General features: G+C 69.9%; 15 protein-coding genes. 5 read left to right on the plus strand and 10 right to left on the minus strand.

From position 1 onward, the window contains the following. Nucleotides 1-36 precede the first annotated feature (36 nt). From ACEN9J_RS04340 to lexA, 4 genes are all read right to left on the minus strand, one after another. Nucleotides 37-1,194: an MFS transporter gene (locus tag ACEN9J_RS04340; RefSeq protein ID WP_261210694.1), complete on the minus strand. Its 1,158-nt coding sequence runs from the start codon at nt 1,192-1,194 to the stop codon at nt 37-39. A 4-nt stretch (nt 1,195-1,198) separates the two neighbouring features. Continuing rightward, a complete protein-coding gene (locus ACEN9J_RS04345; RefSeq protein ID WP_261210695.1) occupies nt 1,199-2,206 on the minus strand; it encodes a D-2-hydroxyacid dehydrogenase family protein in 1,008 nt (335 codons plus the stop codon). 184 nt (nt 2,207-2,390) lie between these two features. Further along, nucleotides 2,391-2,774, minus strand: coding sequence for a hypothetical protein (locus ACEN9J_RS04350; protein ID WP_057596369.1), 384 nt, complete (start codon nt 2,772-2,774; stop codon nt 2,391-2,393). Nucleotides 2,775-2,950: 176 nt separating this feature from the next. Next, nucleotides 2,951-3,625 carry a transcriptional repressor LexA gene (gene lexA, locus ACEN9J_RS04355; RefSeq protein ID WP_057596370.1) on the minus strand — a complete coding sequence of 225 codons (675 nt, stop codon included), beginning with the start codon at nt 3,623-3,625 and terminating at the stop codon, nt 2,951-2,953. A 72-nt stretch (nt 3,626-3,697) separates the two neighbouring features. Here lexA and ACEN9J_RS04360 point away from each other — a divergent pair, with 72 nt between their 5' ends. Continuing rightward, nucleotides 3,698-4,660 carry an asparaginase gene (locus ACEN9J_RS04360; RefSeq protein ID WP_413763419.1) on the plus strand — a complete coding sequence of 321 codons (963 nt, stop codon included), beginning with the start codon at nt 3,698-3,700 and terminating at the stop codon, nt 4,658-4,660. A 72-nt stretch (nt 4,661-4,732) separates the two neighbouring features. On the opposite strand, the gene adk is transcribed toward ACEN9J_RS04360, so the two are convergent. Continuing rightward, complete coding sequence (gene adk, locus ACEN9J_RS04365; protein WP_057596372.1) at nt 4,733-5,389, minus strand: adenylate kinase; 657 nt, start codon at nt 5,387-5,389, stop codon at nt 4,733-4,735. 282 nt (nt 5,390-5,671) lie between these two features. On the opposite strand from adk, the gene ACEN9J_RS04370 reads away from it, so the two are divergent. Genes ACEN9J_RS04370 through ACEN9J_RS04385 form a run of 4 tightly spaced genes read left to right on the plus strand, consistent with a single transcriptional unit; the run spans nt 5,672 to nt 14,477 of the window. Then, on the plus strand, nt 5,672-7,981 hold the full coding sequence (locus ACEN9J_RS04370; RefSeq protein ID WP_413763420.1) for a type VI secretion system Vgr family protein: 2,310 nt from the start codon (nt 5,672-5,674) through the stop codon (nt 7,979-7,981). 2 nt (nt 7,982-7,983) lie between these two features. Continuing rightward, entirely contained in the window at nt 7,984-9,012 is a 1,029-nt protein-coding gene (locus ACEN9J_RS04375) for a DUF2169 domain-containing protein (RefSeq protein WP_413763421.1), read from the plus strand. Between the two features lie 4 nt (nt 9,013-9,016). Further along, nucleotides 9,017-14,134 (plus strand): RHS repeat-associated core domain-containing protein, encoded by a 5,118-nt coding sequence (locus tag ACEN9J_RS04380; RefSeq protein WP_413763422.1) that lies wholly within the window; start codon nt 9,017-9,019, stop codon nt 14,132-14,134. 19 nt (nt 14,135-14,153) lie between these two features. After that, a complete protein-coding gene (locus ACEN9J_RS04385; RefSeq protein ID WP_413763423.1) occupies nt 14,154-14,477 on the plus strand; it encodes a hypothetical protein in 324 nt (107 codons plus the stop codon). On the opposite strand, the gene kdsB is transcribed toward ACEN9J_RS04385, so the two are convergent. From kdsB to ACEN9J_RS04410, 5 genes are all read right to left on the minus strand, one after another. Continuing rightward, complete coding sequence (kdsB, locus tag ACEN9J_RS04390; protein WP_261205575.1) at nt 14,467-15,234, minus strand: 3-deoxy-manno-octulosonate cytidylyltransferase; 768 nt, start codon at nt 15,232-15,234, stop codon at nt 14,467-14,469. The two genes, ACEN9J_RS04385 and kdsB, sit on opposite strands and share 11 nt — an antisense overlap. Then, complete coding sequence (locus tag ACEN9J_RS04395; protein ID WP_057596378.1) at nt 15,231-15,413, minus strand: Trm112 family protein; 183 nt, start codon at nt 15,411-15,413, stop codon at nt 15,231-15,233. The genes kdsB and ACEN9J_RS04395 overlap by 4 nt, the downstream gene beginning before the upstream one ends. Beyond that, the gene (lpxK, locus tag ACEN9J_RS04400) at nt 15,394-16,335 is read right to left on the minus strand and encodes a tetraacyldisaccharide 4'-kinase (RefSeq protein ID WP_216087432.1); all 942 of its coding nucleotides are present in this window, start codon (nt 16,333-16,335) and stop codon (nt 15,394-15,396) included. The genes ACEN9J_RS04395 and lpxK overlap by 20 nt, the downstream gene beginning before the upstream one ends. A gap of 88 nt (nt 16,336-16,423) precedes the next feature. Then, entirely contained in the window at nt 16,424-16,849 is a 426-nt protein-coding gene (locus ACEN9J_RS04405; protein WP_413764540.1) for an ExbD/TolR family protein, read from the minus strand. Nucleotides 16,850-16,904: 55 nt separating this feature from the next. After that, nucleotides 16,905-17,537 carry a MotA/TolQ/ExbB proton channel family protein gene (locus ACEN9J_RS04410; protein WP_057596380.1) on the minus strand — a complete coding sequence of 211 codons (633 nt, stop codon included), beginning with the start codon at nt 17,535-17,537 and terminating at the stop codon, nt 16,905-16,907. Nucleotides 17,538-17,650: the final 113 nt, after the last annotated feature.

The following is a 17,650-nucleotide window of genomic DNA, read 5'->3' on the forward strand; positions in this document are numbered from 1 at the left end:
TGCGGGCGCCGGTGCGACGGGGTTTCGCCGCGCCGTTCAGGCCGGCCGGCGGCTGCGGTCGATGCTCGCGCTGAGCACGATGGCGACCAGCAGCAGCGCGAGCCCGACCCAGCTCATCCAGTGCATGGCGTCGCGCGCCAGCAGCCAGCCGCCGAGCGCGGCGCCGAAGGCCTGGCCGATGTAGATGCCCGAGCTGTTGAGCGCCACCGAGCCCGGCGCCAGCGCGGGCGCGAGGCCCACCAGCCGCGCCTGCTGCGCCGAGTTGGTCGAGAAGCAGCCCAGGCCCCAGGGCGAGACCACCACCGCGATCCAGAACAGGCTGTCCGCCAGCGGCCAGAGCGCCAGGCTCAGCGCGATCAGTCCCGTGGTCGCGAGCACCATGCGGCCCGCGCCCGCGCGGTCGATGACGCGGCTCACGACCATGTTGCCCAGCAGGCCGCAGGCGCCGAACCAGCCCCACATCAGGCTCAGCGCGGTGGCGTCGGCGCCGAAGCGCTGCTTGAGGATCGGGCCGAAGTAGCTGAACAGCACGAACTGGCCCGCGCCCTGCAGCGCGGTGATCGAGACGATGCCCATCAGCACCGGGCTGCGCAGCACGCGCGCCCAGGCCGCGGCCGTGAGCGCCGCTGGCCGGATGCCGTTGGGCAGCGTGAGCCACACCGAGACCGCGCTCACGATGCTGAGCGCCGAGATCGCGAGGAAGGCCGCGCGCCAGCCGAAATGGCCGCCGATCAGCGCGCCGATGGGCAGGCCCAGCACCGAGGCCATCGACCAGCCGAGGAAGACGAAGGTGACCGCGCGCCCGCGCTGTTCGGGCGGCACCAGCATGCCGGCGCAGGCGGCCGCCTGGGGCGTGAAGATGGCCGGCGCGATCACCGCCAGCATGCGCACCGGCAGCAGGGCGCCGAAGCTCGGCATGAAGACCGACACCGCGTGCCAGGCGGCGTACCACAGCATCGTGAGGGCCAGCAGCCGGCGCCGGTCCCAGCCGGCCACCGCGGCCGCGAGCAGCGGCGCGCCGAGGCAGGTGACGAAGGCCGCGGCCGTGATCAGCTGGCCCGCGGTGGCGGCGCTGACATCGAGCGAGACGCTGATCTCGTTGAGCGTGCCCGGCACCACCATCACCCCGGTGCCGATCACGAAGTTGCCGGCGAGCAGCGCCCAGAGTGCGCCCCTCGGCGCCGGCTGGCTCACGGTTTCACCGCCGGACCTGCAGTGCGCCGGGGTTGACGATGTTGGTGGGGTTGCCCTTGATGAAGCTCACGACGTTGTCGAAGGCCTGGCCGAAGTACATCTCGTAGCTCTCCTGCTCCACGTAGCCGATGTGCGGCGTGCAGATGCAGTTCTCGAGGCGCAGCAGCGCATGGCCCTGCAGCGGCGGCTCGCTCTCGAACACGTCGATCGCCGCCAGCCCGGGGCGGCCGCGGTTGAGCGCCGCGAGCAGCGCATCGGACTCGACCAGCTCGGCGCGCGAGGTGTTGACGAACAGCGAGGTCGGCTTCATGCGCGAGAGGTCCTCGAGCGTGATCAGGCCGGTGGTCTCGTCGTTGAGCCGCAGGTGCACCGACAGCACGTCGGCCATCGCGAAGAACTCCTGGCGGCTCTGCGCCACCTGGAAGCCGTCGGAGCGTGCCTTGGTGCAGCTCGCCTCGCGGCCCCAGATCACCACCTGCATGCCGAAGGCCTGCCCATAGCGCGCGACAAGCTGGCCGATGCGGCCATAGCCCCAGACGCAGAGCGTCTTGCCCTTGAGCACCGAGCCGAGGCCGAAATTGGGCGGCATCGAGGCCGACTTGAGCCCCGACTGCTGCCAGGCGCCATGCTTGAGGTTGCTGATGTACTGCGGCAGCCGGCGCATGGCCGACATGATCAGCGCCCAGGTCAGTTCGGCCGGCGCCTGCGGCGAGCCCGAACCCTCGGCCACGGCCACGCCGCGCTCGGTGCAGGCGGCCACGTCGATGTGGCTGCTGATGCGGCCCGTCTGCGAGATCAGCTTGAGCTTGGGGAGTTTCTCGATCAGCTGGCGCGAGATCTGGGAGCGCTCGCGGATCAGGACGATCACGTCGGCGTCCTTGAGGCGCACCGAGAGTTGGCCGATGCCCTTGACGGTGTTGGTGTAGACCTTGGCTGCGTAGGCATCGAGCTTCGAAGCACAGTGCAGCTTGCGCACCGCATCCTGGTAATCGTCGAGGATCACAATATTCATGGCATGCCATTGTGCCTCGCAGCATGGAATCGGCGCGCCGTAGAACGTTTGGATACGGCCCCGCGGCCCTCGAGGGGCGAAAACGGGGCAAAGACGGGAGAAGCGGCTCGAAGGCCGGGCAAAGGGCGAGGTTGCCCATGGACCCGGCCCCGAGGCGGCGCGCGAGACGCGCCGAAGGACGTTTTCAGTGCAGGTGCGCGGGGCGGGCCGCCCCGGCGGGTGCTTCGAGCGCTTCGAGCGCGGCGAGGCGATCGAGCTCGGCGCACACGTCGGCCATCCGGCCCGAGATCACCACCCGGTTGCTGTTGCGCGCGCCGCCCTGCTGGCGATCGACGAGGCGCACCACCCGCAGCGGACGCGAGGGCGCCTGCGCCACGGGCGTGGCCGGGAATGCGTTCGGGGCGCCATCGCCACGAGCCGCGCGCGACGGCCGTACCGACACGTAGCGCAGCTCGCTGGCGCACAGGCTCTCATCGTTGCGGCGCGCGGGGCGGGCGGGCAGCCAGCGGTTCGCGAGCGATTGCAGCGGCATCCAAAGATCGACGAAGGTGAGGAGGGCGATTCCCATGTGAACTCCAAGAAGGTTTGAGGTTGAACACAGGCAGGATTCGTTGTCATCGGGCGCAGCAGGGTGATGGCGACCAAGCGCCATACGCCCGCCACCTGCGGCGACCGGATGGGGTATGCGGGATGCGGATCCGCGAAGCGGCTCGGCGATGCAGACCGCCGGGCCGGCTGGCGGGGCTACATCAGCATGGTGTTTCGGATCAGGCCGACCGCGAGGCCTTCGATTTCGAAGGGTTCGCCGGGTTGGACCACGATGGTCGGGTAGTCGGGATTCTCGGCGTGCAGCTCGATCACCTGCTTGTTGCGCTTGAGGCGCTTGACGGTCACCTCGTCGCCGAGGCGCGCCACCACGATCTGGCCGTTGCGCGCTTCCTTGGTGGCCTGCACGGCGAGCAGGTCGCCGTCCATGATGCCGGCGTCGCGCATCGACATGCCGCGCACCTTGAGCAGGTAGTCGGGCTGGCGCTGGAACAGCGTGTTCTCGACGTAGTAGGTCTGGTCGACGTGCTCCTGCGCGAGGATCGGCGAACCGGCGGCGACGCGGCCGATGAGCGGCAATGCGAGCTGAGCCATGCCGGGCAGCGAGAGCGAGAACTGGCTGTTGCGCGACTCGGCCAGCGAGCGCAGCGCATCGCCCTTGAGGCGGATGCCGCGCGAGGTGCCGCTCACGAGTTCGATAACGCCCTTGCGGGCCAGCGCCTGCAGGTGTTCCTCGGCCGCGTTGGCGGAGCGAAAGCCCAGCTCGCTCGCGATTTCGGCACGGGTGGGCGGCGCCCCGGTGCGGGCGATGGCGCTCTGGATCAGATCGAGGATCTGCTGCTGGCGGGCGGTAAGCTTCACGGCGAACTGCATGGTGGTTCCTTGCGGCACTGGCTGAACATCCAGTACCTGTATTTTTAACCAGTTTTTCAAAGTTGGCAAGCGATGGCGACTTCTTCCCCCTCGAATCCGCGGCGCGTGGTGGTGCTTGGCACCGGCGGCACCATCTCGGGCCGCGCGGCGAACAGCGGCGACAACATCGGCTACACCGCCGGCGAGGTGGGCGTGGCCGACCTGCTCGGCGGCATCGAGGCGCCCGCGGGCGTGACGCTGGCGGCGGAGCAGGTGGCGCAGGTCGACAGCAAGGACATGTCCTTCGCGATCTGGCGCGCGCTGGCGCTGCGCTGCGCCCATTGGCTGGCGCAGCCCGACGTGGCCGGCGTGGTGATCACCCACGGCACCGACACGCTCGAGGAGACCGCCTTCTTCCTCCAGTCGGTGCTGGCGCCGCGCAAGCCCATCGTGCTGACCTGCGCCATGCGCCCGGCCTCCGCGCTGTCGCCCGACGGCCCGCAGAACGTGCGCGACGCGATCGCCGTGGCCGCGACGCCGGATGCGCAGGGCGTGACCGCGGTCTGCGCGGGCACGGTGCTCGGTGCCTTCGACGTGCAGAAGGTGCACACCTACCGGCTCGATGCCTTCGACGCGGGCGACGCGGGGCCGGTGGGCTACGTGGAGGAGGGCGAGGTGCGGCGCGTGCGCGACTGGCCGGCTTCGGAAGCGGGCGCGGCCTTCGGTCGTCTTCCCGAGGACGAAGCCGCATGGCCGCGCGTGGAGATCGTGATGAGCCACGCGGGCGCGAGCGATGCGGTGATCCGTGCCTTGCGCGCCGACGACGCCGCCATCTCGCCGCTGCGCGGCCTCGTGCTGGCGACCACCGGTAACGGCACGCTGCACCATGCGCTCGAGGCGGCCGCACTCGAGGCGCAGGAGGCCGGCATCGCGGTGCTGCGCGCCACCCGCTGCACGCAGGGGCGCATCCTGGCGAAGCCGGGCGACAAGCTGCGCGACGCGGGCACGCTGACGCCGGTCAAGGCGCGCATCGCGCTGACGCTCGCGCTGATCTGAAAACGGGGGGCAAAGAAAAAGCCGCGTCGCGGGACCCGGGGCCCGCGCGCGGCTCGCGATTCGAGCCGGGGCTCAGCTGCTGAGTGCGGCCAGGGCGCGCTGCGTGATCTCTTCGACCGTGCCCACGCCCTGGATGGCGCGGTACTTCGGCGCGGCGGCCGGATCGGCCTTGGCCCAGGCCGAGTAGTAGTCGACCAGCGGACGCGTCTGCTGGCTGTAGACGTCGAGCCGCTTGCGCACGGTCTCTTCCTCGTCGTCCTTGCGCTGGATCAGCTCCTCGCCGGTCAGGTCGTCCTTGCCTTCGACCTTGGGCGGGTTGAACTTGAGGTGGTAGGTGCGTCCCGAGGCCGGGTGCGAGCGGCGGCCGCTCATGCGTTCGATGATGTCGCCGAAGGGCACGTCGATCTCGAGCACGTAGTCGAGCTTGACGCCCGCGGCCTTCATCGCGTCGGCCTGCGGAATGGTGCGCGGGAAGCCGTCGAACAGGAAGCCTTCGGCGCAGTCGGGCTGGGCGATGCGTTCCTTCACGAGATTGATGATGAGGTCGTCGCTGACCAGCGCGCCCGCATCCATCACGGCCTTGGCCTGCAGGCCCAGCGGCGTGCCGGCCTTGACGGCGGCACGCAGCATGTCGCCGGTGGAGATCTGCGGAATGCCGTACTTCTGGCAGATGAAGGCCGCCTGCGTGCCTTTGCCCGCCCCGGGCGCGCCCAACAAAATCAGTCTCATGGTGTCCTCGGAGGGTTCTTGGATTTGTGTCGCGTCGCGCACGCACTCCTCGACAAAGACAGAGTGCGGCGGACGGAATTGCGTCGAGGATAGCACGCGGCCCCGTGAACAATTTCGCCGGACATCGAGGGCGCCGATGGCGGGAAAGCAGTACTTAGGACTTCTTGACCCCCAAAGGCGGCTCTTCGTAGACTGATCCGGAAAGTTAAAAGAAGAAACAAAGATGACGCCATCGTGTCCACGATCCGGCGCCTCATCGCATCACGGGACACATCCAACTTCATGCCCATTGCTTCCTCGCAGGCCGGCTGCATCCTCGACGCCAGCTGTGCGGCCATGCCCATGCTCGGGGGGCGGCCGGCCCTCCAGCCGGTGTCCATCGACGGCGAGGAGGGGTTGAGCCGGCTCTTCCGCTACAGCCTGGTGCTCGCGACCCCCGAAACCCCGGGCCACAGCCCGCGCCAGGCGGCCAACGTCGACATCAAGCCGATGGTGGGCGAAACGCTCACGGCCCACATCGTGCTGGACGGCCGCCCAGGCGCGGGTGGCAGCAAGCGGCACATTTCCGGGCTGGTGACGCGCATGCGCTTCCTGCGCCTGGAGAACCGCCGCGCGCTCTACGAGGCGGTGATCGAGCCCTGGCTGACGCTGGCGGTGCGCACCAGCGACTACCGCATCTTCCAGAACAAGAGCGTGCTCGAGATCGTGCAGGAGGTGCTCGGCAGCTACGGCTTCGCATTCGAGCTGCGCGCCACGCAGAGCTATCCGCCGCGCGAGTTCCAGGTGCAGTACGGCGAGAGCGACCACGACTTCGTGGCGCGGCTGCTGCACGAGTGGGGCCTGTACTACTACTTCGAGCACGCCGAGGATTCGCACAAGCTGGTGATCGTGGACGACATGTCCTCGCACCAGCCCTACGCGAATGCCGCCTACCGCAAGGTGCCGTTCCGCGGTGCCGACGAGACCATCGCCGAGGAGCATTGCGACAGCTTCCAGGCCGCCGAATGCCTGCAGAGCGGGCGCTGGGTCACCGACGACTTCGATTTCCAGCGGCCGAAGGCGCGGCTGCAGCAGGTCAGCGCGATGCCGCGCAAGACCGCGCAGAGCGACCGCGAGCGCTACGGCTGGCCCGGCGACTACGTGGTCGAGTCGGAGGGCGAGCAGCTGGCGCGCGTGCGCATGCAGGAGGCCGGCGTCGGCGGCGAGCGCGCCAGCGGCTCGGGCAACCTGCGCGCCGTGGTGCCGGGCTGCCTGCTCGAACTCGAGCGCCATCCGCAGGACGAGGCCAACCGGCAGTACCTGGTGACAGACGCGCGGCTGCACCTGCAGGACGTGGGCGACGCGAGCGACCAGCAGGGCTTCGAGTGCCGCGTCGACTTCGAGGTGATCCCGACCAGCAAGGTCTACCGCGCCGACGCGCCCGCCGTGCCGCGCCCGCGCACCACGGGACCGCAGACCGCGATCGTCACCGGCCCGGCCGGACGCGAGCTCTGGACCGACCGGTACGGCCGCGTGAAGCTGAGCTTCCACTGGAACCGCTACTGCACCAAGGACGAGAACAGCTCGTGCTGGATACGTGTGTCGTCGCCCTGGGCCGGCACCAACTTCGGCGGCATCCAGATTCCGCGCATCGGCCAGGAGGTGATCGTCGACTTCGAGAACGGCGACCCCGACCGGCCGATCGTCACGGGCCGGGTCTACAACGCCGACAACATGCCGCCCTGGGAGCTGCCGGCCAACGCCACGCAGAGCGGGCTGCTCACGCGCAGCTCCGAGGGCGCGACCGACGCCAACGCCAATGCCTTGCGCTTCGAGGACAAGAAGGGCGCCGAGCAGGTGTGGCTGCATGCCGAGCGCAACCAGGACATCGAGGTCGAGCACGACGAGACCCATTGGGTGGGCCACGACCGCGCCAAGACCATCGACCACGACGAGACGGTGCACGTGGGCCACGACCGTACCGAGACCGTGGATCACGACGAGACCATCACGGTGCACAACGACCGCACCGAGACCGTCGACGGCAACGAGCGCATCACCATCCACAAGAACCGCGGCGAGCGCGTGGACCAGAACGAGACGATCTCGATCGGCGAGAACCGCAAGGAGGACGTCGGCCTCAACGAGACCATCAAGATCGGCGTCAACCGCACTGAGACGGTGGGCAACAACGAGAAGGTGAAGATCGGCGTCAACCAGAACCTCACGGTGGGCTCCAACAAGCAGGAGACCATCGGCCTGACCAGCCTGAAGAACGTGGGCATCGCGCAGATGACCAACATCGGCGCCGCCTACAACCTCAACGTGGGCGCGATGTGGATGAGCAACGTGGGCTTCCTGCACACGCACAACGTCGGCACCCGCTACGCGACCACGGTTGGCACCAGCTATTCGCTGAGCTCGGGCAAGACGGTCAGCGTGAACGCCGGCAGCACCATGGTGCACCAGGCCGGCGACGAGCTCACGCTGGTGTGCGGTGCCTCGTCGATCACGCTCAAGTCGGACGGAACCATCGCCATCCGCGGCGACCGCATCCAGGTCAACGGCGCCACCGTCGTCGACATGGACGGCCAGCACATCCACATGAACTGACGATGGCCATCGCCCTGATCAACGAGACCCCGTACCCCGCCTTTGGATTCGACACCGAGCTGTACGACGAAAAGGAATACCACAGCCTCGCCGCCAAGGCGACCTTCGCGATCACGGCCCAGGGCCTGTCGCCGCTCGAGGAGCAGCCGCCGCTGAACATGGCCGACCGCTACGCGGGAGAGCCGGGTGCGTCGAGCCTGCTGCAGCCCAGCGACCTGATCCCGTTTCGCGAACGCACCGACGTGCTGGTGACCGGCGAGGCCAGGGCGCCGGGCGGCGAACCGGCCCATGGCTGGCTCGCGCACGTGCAGGTGGGCGCGCTGCGCAAGTCGCTGCAGCTCACCGGGCCGCGCCACTGGCGCTACCGTGCCATGGGGGGCTGGGAGCTGTCGCATCCCGCGCCGGTGCGCGGCGTGCCGCTGCTCTACGAGCATGCCTTCGGCGGCGAGCATCCGAGCGGCGACGACGAGCCGCGCGATGCCTGGCTCGCCAACCCGGTCGGCGTCGGCTTCGGCGGCCGGCACCGCGGCGAACGCGGCGAGCGCTGGGAGCGCGACCGCGAATGGCCGGCGCCGCAGCTGCTGTCGCCCGACGAGACGCTGGCCGCCGCCCCTGGGCGCCACTACCGCACCCTCAACTTCGCGCCCGTGCCCGGCGACTGGCAGCCACGCGTCTCGCGCATCGGCACCACCGACGAGGCCTGGCGCACGCAGGTCGCGCCGCACCTGCCGCGCGACTTCGACCTGCGCTACTTCAACTGCGCGCCCGACGACCAGCAGACCAACGGCTACCTGCGCGGCGACGAGGACGTGGAGCTCGAGGGCCTGTTCGAGGCCGTGCGCGGCTTTCGCCTGCCGGCGTTCAAGGCCACCGCGCTGATGGCGGACCACGACGGCATCGTGGTGCCGCTGGACATGGACCTGTCGACCGTCCACATCGACCTCGACCTGGGCACGCTGGCGCTGGTCTGGCGGCTGACCACCGGCGCGCAGGACTGGTCGCAGGCCAGCCTCAGCATCATGGAGCGCTGAACGCATGGCCGCGCCCGAGCAGGCGGAGAAACGCCACGAACACTTCGCGCTGGCCAAGGCGCCCGACTGGAAGTACACGCCGCTCAAGCCCGACAAGGGCGTGCCGGTTCCCTACTGGACGATCTCGTACTTCGACGAATCGGTGCAGACCGCCAGCCGTTCCGACGGCCGCACCAACGAGTACTTCCTCGACCGCTCGCGCGTGCCGGTCAGCCGCGGCGGCGAGGCCGGCAAGGGCAAGGGCGTCATGTCGGGCACGTACATGGACGAGTTCGAGCCCAAGGAGTGGTCGCAGACGCTGCACATCGACGGCGGCCTGGCCGTGTTCAACGGCCACATGGGCACCATCAACAAGGGGAATGCGCCGGCCAAGGTCTACACCAGCATCAACCCCGAGCAGGCGATCGCCGACAAGGCCTGCTGGGAGCAGATGAAGACCAACATGGCCGCCCTCGGCGTGGCCAGCAAGGACCGCATGTTCGCGGACCCCGCGGGCTGCGGCAAGGACGTGCTCTCGGGCGCCTGGAACACCATCACCGGCGACGTGGCCGCGGTGGGCGACATGCTCGGCAGCGTGTGGGGCGGCATCAAGGCCTTCTTCTCCGATCCGCTGGGCTCGATGAGCAGCGCGGTCGACGGGCTGCAGAAGTTCGGTGCCCAGGCGGTGGAGGCGGGCAAGCAGGTGGTGGGCGTGATCAACGGCCTGCGCGACGGCTCCATCACCATGGACGACCTGCTCGACTTCGCGGCCGACATGCTGCAGGACCAGCTCTGCGAGATCGCCGCGCAGGTCGAGGAGATGGTCAAGCAGGGCAAGGGCTGCGAGGCCGTGGGCGTGATCCTCGGCCAGACCGCGGAGGCCGTGGCCGTCTCGCTGGCGACGGCCGGCGTGGGCGCGGCGGCGGGCGGCGCGACCAAGGCCGCGCAACTGATGGCCAAGGCCGGCATCACCAAGGGCGACGACATCGCGGCGGCGATCCGCAAGCTCAAGGAGTTCAAGAAGAAGCACAAGGAGCGGCCGCACGAGGGCGGCGAGCCGCATCCGCGCAGGCTGGCGGACGGGGAGGATTCGAGCACGCCGGGGGATCGCAAGCCCGATGTCTGCCCGATGTGCCCGGTGGTGGGCAAGCCCGTGAACCCGGTGCTCGGCTGCAAGGTGCTGGGCGGCGGGCTCGAGCTCGACTTCGACCTGCCAGCGCCGCTGCCGCTGCCGTGGCAGCGGACCTACGTCTCGCGCAATGCGCGCGTCGGCTGGCTGGGGCAGGGCTGGACCCTGCCGCTGGGCCTCTTCGTCGAGGAGCGTCGCATCCAGGGGCGCGCGAAGCTCGTGCTGGTCGACGAATCCGGCCGCGACATCGTCTTTCCCGCGCTCAAGCCCGGTGCCAGCCACTACAACGAGTTCGAACGCTTCACGCTCAGGGCGCTCGATGCGCAGCGGCTGCAGCTGGAGGGCCTGGATGGCGAGCAGCGCTTCGTCTTCCGGCGCTTCCCCGGCGGCGCGGGGCGGAGCGCCCGCTACCTGCTGGCGTCGATCATGGACCGCAACGACAACCGGATCGACATCGAACACGGCCCCTCGGCGCTGCCCGAGCGCATCGTCGACAGCGCGGGGCGGGTGCTGCTGCTCGGCTTCGAGCACGTCGTGCCAGGCGCGCGCGAGCCGCTGCGGCTGCGCAAGGTCGAGCTGCTGTCGGCCGACGGCGGGCGTCGCACGCCGCTGGTGGGCTACGAGTACGACCGCGCGGGCGACCTGGTCCGCGTGACCGACCGGCTCGGCGGCATGCGGCGCGAATTCGAGTACCGCAACCACGTGCTGGTGGCGCACACCGAGCCCGGCGGCCTGCGCGCCTCCTACGCCTACGACGTGGAGGCGCCTCATGGCCGGGTGCGTTGCAGCGAGATCTCGAACGGCGAGCGCTACGACTTCGAGTACCTGGCGCGCGCGACCCGCGTGACCGACCAGCTGGGCCGTGTCGAGGTCTACGAATTCAACGCCGACCGCGAATGGACCGCCACGGTCGACGCGATGGGCGGGCGCACCGTGCGGCAGCTCGATGCCTTCGGCCGCCTGCTCGCGCTGACCGATCCGGCGGGGCGGACCACGCGCTACGGCTATGACGAACGCGGCCGGCCGGTGCGCGTGCAGGTTCCGGGGGCCACCGACACCGAGTTCGTGGTGACCACCGTGCGCTACGACACGGCGACGGGCCAGCCCGCGAGCCTGGCCGATGCGCTCGGCGCGACCACCGGGTACCGCTACGACGCGCGCGGCAACCTGGTCGAGGTGATCGACGCGCTGGGGCAGCCCACGCGCTACCGGTACGACGACCGCGGCCTGCCGGTCGCCATCGTCGACGCGCTCGGCAAGACGCGCCACCTGAGCTACAACGCGGCGGGACAGGTCGTGCGGCAGGTCGATTGCTCGGGGCAGCCTACGGGCTACGGCTACGACGAGTGGGGCCGGCTCGAGAGCGTGACCGATGCGCTGGGCCACACCACCCGCTACCAGCGCGACGAGCTCGGACGGCTGCGCTCGCTCGTCGGCGCCGACGGCACGGTCGAACGCTTCGAGTACGACGCGGCGGGCCGCCTCACGGCGCATGTGAGTCCGCTGGGTGCCCGCACCGAATACCTGCTCGCGCTCGATGGACTGCCGCTGGTGCGGCGCAATGCGGCCGGCGGCGAACTGCGCTACGAGTACGACGGCGCCCGCCGCCTGGTGGCGCTCTACAACGAGAACGCCGTGCGCTACGACTTCGGCTACGACGCGCTGGGCCGGCTGGTCGAGGAGACCGGCTTCGACGGTCGCCACACGCGCTACGTGCGGGATCCCGCGGGCTTGCTGCTCGCGAAGATCGAGCTCGGCTGCCTGACCCTGCGCCAGCGGCTCGACCAGCGGCTGGCGCGCGAGCAATCGCGCCAGCCGGGCACGCCGCAGGCCCTGCCGCCGAGGCGCACCGCGCCGACCTTCGAGGATCCCTGGGGCTTCGGCCTGACGGACGAGGTGACGGCTGCCGCGGCGAGCGCCGCCGGCCAGGCGATCGTGACCCGCTACGAGCGCGACGCGGGCGGGCGGCTGGTGCACAAGCTCGTGGCCGGCCACGTGCTCGACGCGCGGGGGCGGCGCGTCGCGCAGCACAAGTCCACGCACTATCGCCACGATGCCGCGGGCCGGCTGGTCGAGGCCGCCAACGACAATGGCGGCCGGATCTCGCTGGGCTACGACGCCATGGGCCAGTTGCTCGAGGAGACCCGCGTCGGCCAGGGGCTGCGCACGACGCAGCGCCATCGCTACGACGCGCTCGGCAACCGGCTGGCCACCGTGCTGCCCGACGGGCGCGAGATCCGCTGGCTCCACTACGGTTCGGGCCATCTGCACCAGATCAACCTCGACGGCCGGGTGGTCTGCGACATCGAGCGCGATGCGCTGCATCGGGAGGTCGCGCGCAGCCAGGGCGCGCTGGAGAGCCGCTATCGCTACGATCCGGTCGGCCGCCTTCTGGCCCAGGCCACCGCGCGCCCGCGGGCCGACGAGGCGCGGGTCGATCCCGGTGCCGGCACCGATGCCGTCCCGGGATGGGACGAGCGCTTCGTGCTGGCGCGCCAGTATGTCTACGACCCTGGCGGCAACCTGCTCGAACTGGTCGATCGCCGGCGTGGCCGCGCGCGCTATGGATACGACCGCATCGGCCGGCTGCTGTCGGCATTGCAGCCGATGTCGCAGGAGCAGTTCGCGTTCGATCCGGCCCACAACCTGCTGCCCGGCGCGGACGCCGGCGGCGGTGCCGCCCCTTCGGCGGGGGCGATCAAGGACAACCGCGTCGAGGTGTTCGAGGACAAGCGCTACCGCTACGACAGCCACGGCAACCTGGTCGAGAAGAGGATCGGCCGGCACACGCGCATGCAGTTCGAGTGGGACGTGGAGCACCAGCTCCAGGGCGTCACCGTGGTGCGGCAGGGCCAGGGCGGCAGCACCACGACGCAGACCACGCGCTACCGCTACGACGCGTTCGGGCGCCGCATCGAGAAAAGCGATCGGCTCGGACGCACGCTGTTCGAATGGGACGGCAACCGGCTGCTGAGCGAGCAGCGCGGCGCGCTGCAGACGCTGTATCTCTACCAGGGGCTTGGCTTCGTGCCGGTCGCGCAGGTCCAGGCCGAAGTCCTCCGGGGCGAGCCGGCGGGCGAGGCGCGAGAGGACGACGAAGACCAGGACTGGCAGCCTCGCCGGTCCCGCACCGCCTTCGTCGACCGGATGCTGGCCACCGCACGCCAGATCCAGGCGCGCAGCCGGGGCGAGGGCGAGGCAGCATCCGCCGCGCCGGCGCGGGACGAGGCCGCCGTCGGCGCCTCGGTGGTGGATCTCGATGCCTGGCGCATCCGCTACTACCACACCGACCACCTCGGCACGCCACGCGAGCTCAGCAGCGAGGATGGCGAGATCGTCTGGAGCGCGAGCTACAAGGCCTGGGGCAACACGCTCAAGGTGGAGGTGCCTTCAAGCACGCCGCGCGCCGGGACGCAGCCCGTCGAGCAGAACCTGCGGTTCCAGGGCCAGTACTTCGACGCCGAAAGCGGGCTGCACTACAGCCGCTTTCGCTACTACGACCCCGATGTCGGGCGCTTCGTGAGCGAGGACCCGATCGGCCTGGCCGGCGGCGAGAACTTCTTTGCCTATGCGCCCAACCCCATCGGCTGGATCGACCCGTACGGCCTGGCGGGCGTCATCCTGCTGGGCGAAGGGCAGGATGCCGTCGAGGCCGTTGCGTCGAGGCTCGGCGCCCGGACCATCAAGAACGACTGGCCCGACAATTTCCCCAATCTCAAGGGCGTGACCGATCCCGAGGAGTGGCGGCGCCGGATGTGCGAGGCGGTGGATTTCAACCGGCAGTGGATCCGCGACCGCGCCGCCGAGGGCTACACCTTCCAGACCATCGGCGTGCAGGGTTCCAACAGTCCCTATTACGCCGCGGAGCTCGAGGAACTCTCCAAGCTCGGGCACAAGGCGACGGTGGTCAAGAAGGTCAAGGATTCGGACGGCGTGTTCAGAACCATCGACGAGATGCGGGCCAAGTGCAACTGCCGGCCGCGAATGAAGTACAAGAAGCTGCAATGCGACTGACACCGAAAGCGCCGACGCCATGATTTCCGTGATCCTCGGATCGAACGACAAGCCCCGCATGGAGCGCTTCCTGGCCTTGCTGGGGTTTGCGAGCCAGGACGGGCGTTCCTACGTGGCGCCCGGCCATCAAGGCTTCGAGTTCTACTTCACCGAGGCGCCGGCCAAGCCTTCCGCGAGCACCGAGATCTTCGTCTCGGTGTCGAACCAGGCCGACCCCGATGCCTTCTTCGAGACCCTCGAGCAGATCGGACTGCCGTTCGAAACCTGGGAGCACCCGAGGTTCTACGACGTCCGCGTGACCGATCCGGCCGGCCGGTTGTGGCAGGTGATGCTCAAGTCGTAGCGGCGAACAGCGCCCGCACCCGCGCCAGGTCTTCCGGCGTATCCACGCCCGGACCCGGCGCCGCGTCGCTCACGTGCACCGCGATGCGGTGCCCATGCCACAACGCGCGCAACTGCTCGAGCGCCTCGATGCCTTCGAGCGGCGAGGGCGGCAGCGCGGGAAATTGGCGCACGAAGCCCGCGCGGTAGCCGTAGATGCCGATGTGGCGCAGCGGCGCCGGCGAGGGCAGCCGCGCAGGCGGCACGCCGGGCGCGGCGCCGTCGCGCCACCACGGGATCGGCGCACGGCTGAAATAGAGCGCGTTGCCCTGCGCGTCGAGCACGGCCTTCACGACGTTGGGATTGAGGTAGTCGGCCACCGAATCGATGGCATGCACCGCGGTGCTCATCGCGGCATCGGGCCGCGAGAGCAGCGCCGCGGCCACGGCGTCGATCAGCGCCGGATCGATCAGCGGCTCGTCGCCCTGCACGTTGACCACCACCGCATCGCCATCGAGGCCGAGCTGTTCGCACGCTTCGGCGAGGCGGTCGCTGCCGCTCGGATGGTCCTGGCGGGTGAGGATCGCCTCCACGCCGTGGGCCTGGCAGGCGGCGAGGATCGAGGCATGGTCCGCCGCCACCACCACGCGCGCCGCGCCGGACTGCGCCGCGCGCTGCGCCACGCGCGCCACCATCGGCACGCCGGCGATGTCGGCCAGCGGTTTGTCGGGCAGCCGCGTCGATGCCAGCCGGGCCGGCACCAGAACCGTGAAGCTCACAGTCCGAGCTCGTCGTCGGACAGGGTGCGGGCCTCGTTCTCGAGCAGCACCGGGATGCCGTCGCGCACCGGATAGGCCAGGCGCGCGCTGCGCGAACAGAGTTCCTGCTTCTCGGGATTCCAGGTCAGGGGGCCCTTGGTGACGGGGCAGACGAGCAGTTCAAGCAGCTTGGTGTCCATCGGTCGATGATAGCTTTGCGTCGAGCGCCGCGAGGAAGGCTTCGGAGGGGGTGAACAGCAGCGGCACGGCCAGCGCGCGCGGCGCCTGGCGCCAGAGCTTGACCGCGTCCTTCTCGGTGCACAGCAGCAGGTGGTCGGCCGGCACGTCGTCGTGCCACTCGGCGAAATCGTGGTGATCGGGCAGGGCGATGGTCCGTTCGGGTTCGATGCCCTGCGCGCGCAGCATCTCGAAGAAGGCTTCGGGCCGCGCGATCGCCGCCAGCGCCGTGATGGGGCGCGCAGCCAGCGAGGCCAGCGGCGTCCGGGTGCCGTCGTGCGCCACCGCGTAGGTCGCCAGCTGGCGCGTGGCGGTGAAGCCGCCGGCGAAGGCCGGATGCTCGCCGCTGTGCAGCACCAGGTCGCAATCGCGCGGCCAGGGTTCGCGCAGGGGGCCGGCCGGCAGCAGCCAGCCGTTGCCGATGCCGCGGTCGTCGAACACGCAGATCTCGATGTCGCGCGCCAGCGCCAGGTGCTGCAGGCCGTCGTCGCTCACGATGAGCTGCGTGGCGGGATGGGCCGCGAGCAGCGCGCGCGCGGCCTCGGCGCGGCGGCGCGCCACGAACACCGGCGCGCCGGTGCTGCGTCGGATCAGCGCCGGCTCGTCGCCGACCTCGCGCGGATCGCTGTCGGGCAGGACTTCGCGGCAGTCGTCGGTATGCCGGCCGTAGCCGCGCGACACCACGCCCACCCGCCAGCCGCGTTCGCGCAGATGCTGCACCACGGCCATCACCACCGGCGTCTTGCCCGCGCCACCCGCGATCACGTTGCCGACGATGACCACGGGCACAGGCACGCGTTCGGCGCGCAGCCAGCCGAGGCGATAGAGCAGCGCGCGCAGCGCCACCAGGGTGCGAAAGAGCAGGGAGAGTGGCCACAGCAGCATCGCCAGCGGGCCGCGCCGCAGCCAGGCGTGCCGAAGCCGCGAGGCGGTTGCGCCGGTGTCGGTGCCGTTGCGCCCCTGCGACGGCAACTCAGTGCCCGGCTTGCGCCGTCGACTGGGCGGCGAAGGTGATCTGCATCAGGCCCGCGCGGCGCGCCGCTTCCATTACCGTGACCACGGCCTGGTGCGGACTGCTGGCATCGGCGCTGATGATCACCACGCTGTCCTTGCCGCCGGTGGCGGCCGCGGCGAGCGCCGCCGCCACGGTGTCCACGGCGCGGTCGGGCAACTGCGTCTTGTTGATCGAGTAGCGCCCGTCGGCCGAGACGCCGACGATCACTTCCTTGGGATAGTCGCGCTGCGCGTCCGCGTCCGCCGTCGGCAGCCGCAGCTGCATCTCGGTGAACTTGCTGTAGGTGGTCGACAGCATCAGGAAGATCAGCACCACCAGCAGCACGTCGATGAACGGGATCAGGTTGATCTCGGGCTCGTCGCGTGCGCCGTGGCGAAACTGCATGCGGCCGCGGCTCATCGGGCGCTCCCGGCGGCGGCCATGGCGGCGGTGGGCGCGCTCATTTGCGCAGCGCGTTGAGATGGCGCGCGAAGCGCTCGCCCGAGAGTTCCAGGTTCAGCAGGTACTCGTCGACGCGGCTGCGGAAATAGCGCCAGAAGATCAGTGTCGGGATCGCGACGATCAGGCCGAAGGCGGTGTTGTAGAGCGCGATCGAGATGCCGTGCGCGAGTTGCGCCGGATTGCCCGAGCCCACCGCGCCGCTGGTGGGCGACTGCGAGCCGAAGATCTCGATCATGCCGATCACCGTGCCCAGCAGCCCGAGCAGCGGGGCGGCCGAGGCGATGGTGGCGAGGGCGGGCAGGTAGCGCTCCAGCCGGTGCGCCACGGTGCGGCCCGAGGCCTCCATGGCGGCGCGCAGGTCGTCCTCGGTGCAGCGCGGATTGGCGTTCAGCGCCCGCAGGCCGGCGGCCAGCACCTGGCCGAGCATCGAGTTGTTTTCCAGCTTGGTCACCACGTCGGGCCCCGGCACCGCGTTGTGCGACACCGTGATGGTTTCTTCGAGCAGCTTGGGCGGCAGCACTTTCACCGTCTTGAGACTTGTGAAACGTTCTATAACAAGCGCGAGTGCGATCACCGAGCAAGCGAGCAGCGGCCAGATGGGCCAACCTGCAGCAACTATGATGGAAAACAAGGAATCCTCCGGCCCCGTAGGCTGTCAATGCGCGGCGATTATCCACCGAGCCCACCATTGCCACGGCGCTTGTTTGCGTGTCGGCCAAGACGCACAGATTCTGTGGATAACTT

The organism is Variovorax sp. Varisp41 (assembly GCF_047325085.1).
Lineage (GTDB): Bacteria > Pseudomonadota > Gammaproteobacteria > Burkholderiales > Burkholderiaceae_C > Variovorax.

Bases quoted from the DNA above. Each gene is read 5' to 3' on its own strand.
- ACEN9J_RS04385 (WP_413763423.1), top strand. From the start codon at position 14,154: ATGATTTCCGTGATCCTCGGATCGAACGACAAGCCCCGCATGGAGCGC.
- ACEN9J_RS04345 (WP_261210695.1), bottom strand. From the start codon at position 2,206: ATGAATATTGTGATCCTCGACGATTACCAGGATGCGGTGCGCAAGCTG.
- ACEN9J_RS04395 (WP_057596378.1), bottom strand. From the start codon at position 15,413: ATGGACACCAAGCTGCTTGAACTGCTCGTCTGCCCCGTCACCAAGGGC.
- lpxK (WP_216087432.1), bottom strand. From the start codon at position 16,335: ATGCTGCTGTGGCCACTCTCCCTGCTCTTTCGCACCCTGGTGGCGCTG.
- ACEN9J_RS04360 (WP_413763419.1), top strand. From the start codon at position 3,698: ATGGCGACTTCTTCCCCCTCGAATCCGCGGCGCGTGGTGGTGCTTGGC.
- ACEN9J_RS04380 (WP_413763422.1), top strand. From the start codon at position 9,017: ATGGCCGCGCCCGAGCAGGCGGAGAAACGCCACGAACACTTCGCGCTG.
- lexA (WP_057596370.1), bottom strand. From the start codon at position 3,625: ATGCAGTTCGCCGTGAAGCTTACCGCCCGCCAGCAGCAGATCCTCGAT.
- ACEN9J_RS04370 (WP_413763420.1), top strand. From the start codon at position 5,672: ATGCCCATTGCTTCCTCGCAGGCCGGCTGCATCCTCGACGCCAGCTGT.
- ACEN9J_RS04375 (WP_413763421.1), top strand. From the start codon at position 7,984: ATGGCCATCGCCCTGATCAACGAGACCCCGTACCCCGCCTTTGGATTC.
- ACEN9J_RS04350 (WP_057596369.1), bottom strand. From the start codon at position 2,774: ATGGGAATCGCCCTCCTCACCTTCGTCGATCTTTGGATGCCGCTGCAA.
- adk (WP_057596372.1), bottom strand. From the start codon at position 5,389: ATGAGACTGATTTTGTTGGGCGCGCCCGGGGCGGGCAAAGGCACGCAG.
- ACEN9J_RS04405 (WP_413764540.1), bottom strand. From the start codon at position 16,849: ATGCAGTTTCGCCACGGCGCACGCGACGAGCCCGAGATCAACCTGATC.